Here is a 9,286-nt window from a genome sequence, read left to right as displayed (position 1 = left end):
ATGCCGTTCGCGCAGCGTCTCGTAGAGAAGGCTTTACGCTGCGCTATCCGCCAGTCATACAGAATACCCAACTGAATTCTGACTCCTGACTCCTGAATTCTGTTCGATAAATATGACAGTCAACTTTGTGATGCATTGCATCAATTCAGAATTGTCACGCAGGAATACCCGTGCAAAAACTTACAAAAAAAGGCAGAGGGCAGGAGAAAGTGGATGCTCCCCATTTTGAGGTGTACTTAGCTTCGCAAAAATCAAATATGAGTTCTATATCTGATTTTTCAAAAAACTCCGCGTAACACAAAAACCTTTTTTTTGTTGCCTGTTGCCTACCTAAACGACGAAAATACTATTCAATCTCTTATTGTTCTAACATTTGGAAAAATCGGGTAAAGTAATCTGGAAAGGTTTTCGCTGTACAGCCAGGATCTTTAATCACAATCCCTGGAACCTTCAAGCCAGTAACAGCAAAAGCCATCGCCATCCGATGATCGTGATAGGTTTCAATCGCCGCCGGGGTAATAGGGCCAGGCTCAATTTTCAGTCTATCTGGAAATTCTTCAACCTTGACTCCTAACCGACGCAACTCTGTTACCACAGCTTTAATCCGATCGGTTTCCTTATATCGAATATGTTCCACGTTCCGAATAGTAATCGGTGAACTGGCAAAGGGCGCGATCGCTCCTAGTGTTTGCACCAAATCTGATATATCATTCATATCAATATCGATGCCTTGCAATTGCTCCGGCCCTGTCACTTCGGTATAATCATCCGAAGCTTTAACTTCGCAACCCATCTGTTCTAAAACATCTAGCCAGAGAATATCACCCTGACACGATTGTTTCGTCAAATGTTTGACGCGCACCCGTCCACCCGTGACGGCGGCGGCGGCAAAAAAGTAAGAAGCATTTGACGCATCGGGTTCTACTGTGTAATGTCGAGCTTGGTAACGTTGACCCGCTTTAATCTGAAATTGATTATCGCCGATTTGAATCACCTCAACGCCAAAATCTGCCATCAGACGACAGGTCATTTTAACGTAAGATTGAGAAACTAATGTCCCCTCAACCTCAATGAGCGTATCTTTTTGAGCATAAGGCGCAATCATCAGCAATGCCGAAAGTTGCTGACTGGTTTGGTTGGCTTTCAACCGAAAATTTCCGCCAGCGAATCCTTGGCTATAGACGGTGTAGGGCATAAACCCAGAGTTTCCCTCAAAGTTAACGGTTGCTCCACCCGTTTGCAGCACTGTCAACATGTCACCCATCGGCCGTTCTCGCATCCGGGGAACGCCATCTAGGCGATATTCGCCGTTACCCAATGCCACCAGCGCCGAGATAAACCGTGCTGCTGTACCTGCCAAACCCACAAATAAATCTGCCTGTTTAGCTGGAATGTCACCTCCTTTTCCCGTGACTTGAATCTGTGCTAGATGAGGATTCAAAGTAATGGGAATGCCCAATTGCTCTACGCATTTGGCAAAATATTCGCTATCTTCACTAAATAAGGCATTTTCTAAAATTGAGTCACCTTGCGCCAAAGCAGCAACAAGTAACGCCCGATTGGTAAGACTTTTAGAACCGGGAATTTCTACCGTGGCATCCACTGGCCGATTTAGAGCAGGAATTGCAATGGTATCCACGTTAAACCTCTACGTAGGCGGTTAGCTACAACTTTTATATATTGCCATATTGTGACGAAAAGGGGCAGGGGGCAGAGGGGGCAGGGGGAGCAGGGGAAGCAGAGGGGGCAGGGGAGGTAGGGGAAGAAGAATTATCAGTTGACAATTAACAATTGATAATTGACAACTGTTTCATTCAAGGTTTAAGACCTCTCCTTAAAATGAGAAAAAATAAAAAAAGTTCCACTAATCCAATCCTCTCACTTCTAGGGAGAGGTAATTGTCAACTGATAACTGTCAACTGTTCACTGTTGAATGATTGGCCGATGCCAAATCTGACTTTTCAGGTCATCTGGAAAAGCCCACGAAAAACTAAGCCCTTTCCCGACGCTCTAAGAGGGAAAAGTCAGATGCCGAATGGTTCGGACTTGAGTGGAAAATCTGACTCTACTTTTGGGAATACTTGATTTATTCACCTGACTAATCTAGAACTTAGGCATTATCAATATGAAATGGATTAAACCATCTCTATATTTTGTAGCCTTTTCCTTACCTTTGTGTTTGCTTTCTGCTTTAACCGCACAGGTACAGGCTCAGTCATACCATCCTAATAAAACTTGGCAAATTAGTCAGACATTTAAGCCGCCACAGCGGGGAAAACCTCCTGCAAGCGCTGGTGGTTCTACCCGTGGTAGTTCTTGCCTAACAGGGAAAAAACTAATAACTCCCTTAATGCCTCCAGATAAATTAGGGCTGACATTTGCTCAACGTCCAACATTTTTCTGGCATGTACCTCCATCTCAAGCCAAAACAGCCAAGTTTGTACTCTTAGCTGAAGACCAGAACATATTTTATGAAACATCTTTTACACTACCGAATAAACCAGGGATTTTGAGCTTCAAACTTCCTGACAGTGCCCCTGGACTCGCTTTAGGTAAAACTTATCATTGGTATCTAACAATTGTTTGTGATACTCAAGACTTCAGTAGAAATCCCACTGTAGATGGTTGGGTGGAACGCACTCAACCAAGATCACCCTTGTCGGAAGCGTTAGCAAAGGCAAATTTGTACAAGTTGCCTACCATTTATGCAGAAGCTGGGATTTGGCATGAAGCGTTGACTAGTTTGGTGCAGCTACGCCGGACTGAGCCGAATAATTTTAAAGCAAGGCTGGATTGGAGACAATTTTTCAAGTCAGTAGGTTTAAGTGCGATCGCTTCAGAACCATTGATTGATTGTTGCACATCTAAGAATTCACTACCAAATTAAACAAGGACATTGGGCACAAAGAGAATTCCCAACTCCTAACTCAGCACTCAGCACTCAGCACTAAATATTATGTGGGCAAAGCTGAAACCGCAAATCTGGCAATGGCGGGGTGTTTTACTTGCTGTTCCCAATATTACAGCCTTGGTAATTGCACTACGCTTGACAGGATTACTGCAATTGTTGGAATTGGCAGCACTGGATCAATTTTTTCTCCTCCGTCCACGAGAGTCGGTTGATACCCGCATCGTCATAGTTGAGATTAATGAAGCAGATATCCGCAAGCAGGGACAGTGGCCTATGTCTGATGGAAATCTTGCTCGTTTGTTAGAGAAAATCAAACAGCAGCAACCCAGAGCCATCGGTTTAGATATTTATCGTGATTTACCCGTCAATCCCGGTCATCAAGACTTACTTAAGGTGTTTAAGTCTACTCCTAATTTGATTGGGGTACAAAAAGTCTCTGATACTATTGATAGTTCGGCGGTTGATTCTTCTCCAGAACTGAAGCAACTTCATCAAGTTGGATCGAATGATATACCGATAGATGGAGATGGCAAAATTCGGCGAGGATTATTGTACGTAAATTTAAATAATGACGAGATTCTCGAAAGCTTTGGGTTAAAACTGGCATTGTTGTACTTAAAACCTGAAGGTATTACCGCCAAGCCATCAGCAACTAACTCTAATTACTTGCAGTTAAAGCGGGGTGTTTTCCCGATTTTTGAAGCTAATGATGGCGGTTACATCCGAGCAGATGCGGGGAGTTACCAAGTGCTGTTGAACTATCGAGGAGGGATACAGCAGTTTACTAAAGTCTCTTTAAGCGAAGTCCAAGAGAATCAAATCTCACGAAACTTAATGCGAGACAAGGTGGTATTAATTGGTGCTACCGCTGAGAGTTTGAAGGATTTATTCTATACCCCTTACAGCAGTAATCTATTGACTGGCCCAGAACGGATGGCGGGTGTAACAATTCATGCTAATTTAATTAGTCAAATTTTAAGTGCGGCAATAGAAGGCCGTCCACTAATCAAGTGTTTACCTGAGTCGCTAGAATGGCTATCAATTTTGATTTGGTCAATTATTGGTGCTAGCTTGTGTTGGCTGCAACGCCACAGTAGTAATCAGAAAACCCTCATGGCTGTCAGTGTAAGTCTTGCGGGTGGCGGTTTACTTGCTGGCAGTTTTCTGGCGTTTTTAGCTGGTTGGTGGATTCCGGTTGTCCCTTCATTGCTGGCATTCGCAGGTTCTGCGATCGCACTCACTCAGTATATTGCTCAAAGTGCTACTGAGATGCGAAAAACCCTCGGTCGTTATCTAACTGATGAAATCGTCGCCAATATCCTAGAAACTCCATCTGGATTAAAGCTAGGGGGAGAACGTCGAAAAGTTACGGTTCTCGTGTCTGATTTACGAGGATTTTCAGCTATTTCTGAACAATTGCCTCCCGAAGAAGTAGTAAAAATTTTGAATCTTTATCTGGGAACAATGACAGATGTGATTAACCAGTATAAAGGCACAATTAATGAGTTTATGGGTGATGGGATTTTTGTGATATTTGGTGCGCCAATTAGTCGCAACGATGATTCTCAAAGAGCGATCGCCTGTGCTATTGCGATGCAATTAGCAATGCAGCAAGTGAACGAACAAAATCAGCAAATGAATTTCCCAATCCTGGAAATGGGAATCGGGATTAATACCGGCGAGGCTGTAGCAGGAAATGTTGGTTCTCAAAAACGTGCTCAATATACAGTTATTGGCAGTCATGTTAATTTAGCTGCCCGAATTGAGTCTTATACCGTGGGAGGACAGATTTTAATTTCTGAAAATACCTGTAAGGATGCCAATATTGACCTCCAAATTGCTGGACAGCTACGAATAGAACCTAAGGGAATAAAACACCCTGTGACAATTTGTGAAATTCGTGGCATTGGCGGTCAATATAATTTATTCTTGCCTGATGATGATGATAAAATTATCATTCTCAATCAAGAAGTCCCTGTGGAATACACCATTTTGCAGGGAAAACATGCAGTGGGAACAGTATTTTTGGGAGCATTGATTAGCCTCTCAGAAAAAAAGGCGCAATTGCGTAGACGCCCAGCGTCTTGTCAGCAGACATCGCCACATTCTCTAGAACTCTTGAGTAATCTCAAACTCAAGTTATTAATTGAACCAAACGTGGCTACAGAAGAAGAATACATCTATGCCAAGGTGATCGAACAATCTCATGTTGACGAGCATCTTTTTCTGCTTCGGTTTACAGCTGTTCCCCCAAAAGCGATCGCAATTCTCAATGCACTCCGTCAGCCTAGGTAAGATTAAGGCATCAATATTGAAATCATAACAAAGGGAGGTGTATGTAAATAGAGTCAACCGAAAAAGTAGGTAGTTCAGCTTTTTTTAAAACAGTAGCAATTGTTGCTGATACAACCAAGCGATCGCGGTAAGATTTTGGACTTAAGCCTGATTCAACTCCAATAACTCCTTAATAATTCGTAATTTTTAATTTATAGTATGAAGCAACTAAGTTGAGTTATGGAGATAAAAATATGTTTTTTCTAGAACTGAAATTGAATTACATCCCAAGGACAAATGACAAACGTAAATAACTTTCAAAAACTAGTGGAACTTGCAAATGATCATGGAATCATTTGCCAGCCGACACCAGAAGAATGTTTAATTGCCTCTTTGCCTGGAGACGATGATTTCTTATTAGCTTTTACTTGGTCTGGTACAGTTGAGGGAGAACCGCCAGAGCATGAATTAATCGCAATTAGTGTACAGGATATAGTTAAAGAAGTTACCGTTGCAGCTTGGCAGATTCCTTTTTATTTATTCGGAAACGTTTTAAGGCAGGCTCAGATGCTTGTCGCTGCCCACAAAGATTTTGTTAGCAGTTAGCAGAAAAGCTTTAGCTCCTAACTCAATACAGTTCAGTTAGCGCCAAAAACCTTAAACTGCGTAGGTTGGGTTGAGGAACGAAACCCAACAAACTCCCGGAAATGTTGGGTTTCACTTCGTTCAACCCAACCTACAATTATCCTTAACCCAAGCGTATTGGCTCATAACTGCTATCCCTGCCAAAGTTGGCAGGGATTTTTATTTTAACCTTATCCTTCTTTTATTACTTTCGGCAAAAAATAATAATCCAAGTTACTAGTAATAATTTAGATTCTTATTGTTCCTAATGAAACTTTAGGGATTTAATCCAGCCTGTTGAAAGATTGTATGAGGGGTAATTTCCAATTGTGGTAGCAAATCATCAGTAATTATTTGATGAGAACGATAAGTAATCGGCAAAGAAGATGGTGCAAATACAGTTACAGTTCTAGCTTTTGTATCAACTACCCAAACACGAGAAACACCAGCATTTAAATAATCAGTCGCAATTTCTGCAATTTCACCAAAAGTTTGGCCAGGTGAAATGATTTCGATGACTAATTCAGGTGCGACAGGACAAGCTTCGTCTAATAGCCAATCAGCAGGAAGACGATTATGAGAAATATAGGTCAGATCGGCTACAGGCATCCAATCTTGTTGATTTCGTGTTAGTTTAATTGCCCATTCAATCACAACCCGACCCTTTGCTTGTGCCCATGCAGACAATAGTATAAATAAAGCACCAGTAGTCGAGCCATGAAAAAATTTTGGTGACATTTGATTATCTTTATATTTGGGTACAGCTTCACCGTTAACAAACTCGTATGTAATATCTCCTTCGGGAAGTGCGAGAAATTCTTCTAGAGTTAGGCGTTGATTAGAAGACTGAACCATAGGTGTTATATGGGTAAAAGATGCTTAATTTTAGTTTATGCGATCGCAAATATGAGAGACTAAGCCTACTTAGTCCCTATTTCCAGAATTTTCCACAGTATTGACTCTGGGGGATGTAAGCATATAAATTACACGAGTCAATATTATTCCTCATGCTCTTGAAGTGAACCAAGGCTTATGCAAAACTTGAGATCCTTTGCTTCACAGCCTACTTTTAAGGAATCGAGCAATCGCACGTGCTTTAGCGCCCCAACCCCAACTTATGCTTTTAAATGAAACTTTGAGCAATCTTGATATTCAAATTAGGTTGCGCTTGCGAGAAGAAGTGCGCGATATTCTCAAAGCGGTCAGTACTTCAGCAATTTTTGTTACCTACGATCAAGAATAAGCATTAGCTATTTCAGATATTGATTATCTAATCATCAGAGATAGATTTAAGATAATTCAAGAATTGGGTTAATTCCTCCAAAGTCAACTGTTGGCGGGATATCTTATTAAAAGTTTGCTGCAAATACTTACGTCCTTGAACTACATCCCAACCTATTCGCTCTATTTCCTTATCTGTTTGAGCAATTAAATCACTTTGTTGATTTGCAGATATAGGAAAATCTATCACACCCGCGATGAGTTTCCAGCAAGGAGGTTCACCTTCCCAATTATCATGTGCCCAAGGCATACCTAAGCTAACTGTCACTAAATAATCATTTGTGATTTGGTATCCCGTTTCTAGTTTTTCAATAAAAATAGGATCAGTAATTTTAGCATCTGTTAACTTTTGACCAGAAGCAGTTTCTAGTGAACCTTTCCACTGCTTGATTCCTTGAGACTCTACAGACAAATTGACAACATGAAGTAGCTGTAGTGTACGTCTTTGCCAAAAAGGTAGAGATTGGAGTTCAGACACATTGACATATTTCTTGCGATTATGAAGAATATAAGCATAGTTTCCACAATATTGAAATACATCAGTCGGTTTAGCTTTGCCTAATAGTCTCCATTCTCCTGATAGTATGGTTAAATTCTCACTTTCAAAGTCAAAGTTATTACCTTCATCCGCTAAAGGTATTTCCAGAATGTCTAATAATTCCGGTTCTCTTCTTTCCACAAGTCGAACGTCTCTTGGGACTCGACCATCATTAGAATAACCGTCACGAGCACATACTGGACGAATCCAATTACCAGTATCCAAATCAATGCCAGCAATGCAGCGCTCACCATTTTTCTTAGAATTGGCAAGACAAACAATTTTCTTCAAAGATGACATATTTTGACATTTCCCCACTTGCCACTTAAATATTCTGCTACTAAGCGACGATGACATTGATGGGGTTTAGCTTCACTACATAAAAGACATCCACCATCTAATATTTCTGGTTTAAATTTCCTCTCAATTTCTCGTTCAGCTATCAACTTGATAAACTTCTGTTCATAAACTGCCCAATCACCTTTATTTTTCTTATACTCGTCTAAAATCTCTTTTGTAGGTGCTAGTTCAATAATATGAGTATATTCAATATTGCCAATTTTTTGTAGAAAGTATTCCAAATCTGACTTTTTCGTAAATCCTGCTAATTGAGAAACATTATTCAGTCGTGTATCTATAACTCGTTTAACTCCAGATTTAACGAGAGTTTCAAAGAATTTTTGGGCGGTTTTTTGCGTAAAACCGATTGTGAATAAGTTAATGGAATTATTCATGTTCACTTCCTCTTTTTTCTACATAGGCAATTTCATCACCTTGCAACCTGTAGGCTTCTTGGATAGATTCCTCTTTTGATAGCAAATTATCGGGCTGATTATTAGATGGAATATCACCAAAAAGAGATAATTGAACTGAAGCTGGTACAAGAGCTAATTTTTTTAACCCATATTTAGCTAATAATCTGTCTTCAAGTTTATGATGTGATTCTAAATCTCCATTACTTTTAATATGATTAATTGCCAAATTATGCCCACCTCGCAAATGTTGACAAACTAAAATCGCCCGGTGGCAAATAATCGGATCTTTTTCTGCACACATCAGGGCAATCTTATAACGTTTGACACCTCTCAGTACACGTTTAATGCCCTTGCTGAATAACTCAGTAGCAGCAATCTTTTCATATACAGCTTTTCCATCAACATAACACTCTGGATTTTCTGGTCTAGCCCCCAGTTCTTGCCCTAAAAATTCATAATGAATCTTTGCACTTGAGAGGGAATCTTTAAGCAGTGAGCGGTTAAAATGGGGTAAGTAACGGCTATAGGGGTGCGATCGCACATCACCCACAGCAGTTACATCATGGTTTTGCAAAAGCTCGATAAAAGCTTGAATGCTGTGATTTGAGTGACCAATAGTGAATAGTTCCATAACAGAACACCAATTGCGGATCTAAATTATCAATAGCATAGCTTTTCCCATCTTTTCCAATTCAACCATCCACAAGCATCGTTGCCATAACATCTTCTCTTTCAACGACTGTTATCCATGCTACCCCAAACTGTTCAATGTTAAAGGAGTTGCGGAGAATCTGTCCACCTCTTTTTGTTTCCATGCCACTACTGGATTTCAGAATAATTCCTCATGGTCTTGAAGTGAACCAAGGCTTATGCAAAACTTGAGATCCTTTGCTTCACAGCCTA

General features: G+C 40.6%; 9 protein-coding genes and 1 pseudogene. 4 read left to right on the top strand and 6 right to left on the bottom strand.

Going from position 1 to position 9,286, the window contains the following annotated elements; all coding sequences use genetic code 11:
- Positions 1 to 358 precede the first annotated feature (358 nt).
- Complete coding sequence (aroA, locus tag VB740_RS14445) at positions 359 to 1,639, bottom strand: 3-phosphoshikimate 1-carboxyvinyltransferase (protein WP_323200677.1); 1,281 nt, start codon at positions 1,637 to 1,639, stop codon at positions 359 to 361.
- Positions 1,640 to 2,125: 486 nt separating this feature from the next.
- Between aroA and VB740_RS14440 the strand changes: the two genes are divergently transcribed.
- From VB740_RS14440 to VB740_RS14430, 3 genes are all read left to right on the top strand, one after another.
- Positions 2,126 to 2,887: a DUF928 domain-containing protein gene (locus VB740_RS14440; protein WP_323200676.1), complete on the top strand. Its 762-nt coding sequence runs from the start codon at positions 2,126 to 2,128 to the stop codon at positions 2,885 to 2,887.
- Positions 2,888 to 2,956: 69 nt separating this feature from the next.
- On the top strand, positions 2,957 to 5,206 hold the full coding sequence (locus tag VB740_RS14435; RefSeq protein ID WP_323200675.1) for an adenylate/guanylate cyclase domain-containing protein: 2,250 nt from the start codon (positions 2,957 to 2,959) through the stop codon (positions 5,204 to 5,206).
- Between the two features lie 276 nt (positions 5,207 to 5,482).
- Entirely contained in the window at positions 5,483 to 5,791 is a 309-nt protein-coding gene (locus VB740_RS14430) for a hypothetical protein (RefSeq protein WP_323200674.1), read from the top strand.
- Positions 5,792 to 6,085: 294 nt separating this feature from the next.
- Here VB740_RS14430 and VB740_RS14425 read toward each other — a convergent pair whose 3' ends face one another.
- Entirely contained in the window at positions 6,086 to 6,664 is a 579-nt protein-coding gene (locus VB740_RS14425) for a Uma2 family endonuclease (RefSeq protein WP_323200673.1), read from the bottom strand.
- Between the two features lie 226 nt (positions 6,665 to 6,890).
- Here VB740_RS14425 and VB740_RS14420 point away from each other — a divergent pair.
- Positions 6,891 to 7,049 (top strand): annotated as a pseudogene (locus VB740_RS14420) (ABC transporter ATP-binding protein); the annotation flags it as partial.
- A 30-nt stretch (positions 7,050 to 7,079) separates the two neighbouring features.
- On the opposite strand, the gene VB740_RS14415 reads toward VB740_RS14420, so the two are convergent.
- The 4 genes from VB740_RS14415 to VB740_RS14400 all read right to left on the bottom strand — a co-directional run bounded on the left by VB740_RS14415 (position 7,080) and on the right by VB740_RS14400 (position 9,198).
- Positions 7,080 to 7,928 (bottom strand): dual OB domain-containing protein, encoded by an 849-nt coding sequence (locus VB740_RS14415; RefSeq protein WP_323200671.1) that lies wholly within the window; start codon positions 7,926 to 7,928, stop codon positions 7,080 to 7,082.
- Positions 7,916 to 8,362, bottom strand: a complete 447-nt coding sequence (locus VB740_RS14410) for a DUF488 domain-containing protein (RefSeq protein ID WP_323200670.1) — start codon at positions 8,360 to 8,362, stop codon at positions 7,916 to 7,918. The genes VB740_RS14415 and VB740_RS14410 overlap by 13 nt, the downstream gene beginning before the upstream one ends.
- Positions 8,355 to 9,014 (bottom strand): DUF488 domain-containing protein, encoded by a 660-nt coding sequence (locus tag VB740_RS14405; protein ID WP_323200669.1) that lies wholly within the window; start codon positions 9,012 to 9,014, stop codon positions 8,355 to 8,357. The genes VB740_RS14410 and VB740_RS14405 overlap by 8 nt, the downstream gene beginning before the upstream one ends.
- A 61-nt stretch (positions 9,015 to 9,075) precedes the next feature.
- Positions 9,076 to 9,198 carry a hypothetical protein gene (locus VB740_RS14400; RefSeq protein WP_323200668.1) on the bottom strand — a complete coding sequence of 41 codons (123 nt, stop codon included), beginning with the start codon at positions 9,196 to 9,198 and terminating at the stop codon, positions 9,076 to 9,078.
- Positions 9,199 to 9,286: the final 88 nt, after the last annotated feature.

This window comes from Nostoc sp. UHCC 0251 (assembly GCF_034932245.1).
GTDB lineage: Bacteria > Cyanobacteriota > Cyanobacteriia > Cyanobacteriales > Nostocaceae > Nostoc.
The sequence above is the reverse complement of the archived record's forward strand: the minus strand, read 5'-3'. Positions and strand labels throughout refer to the sequence as shown.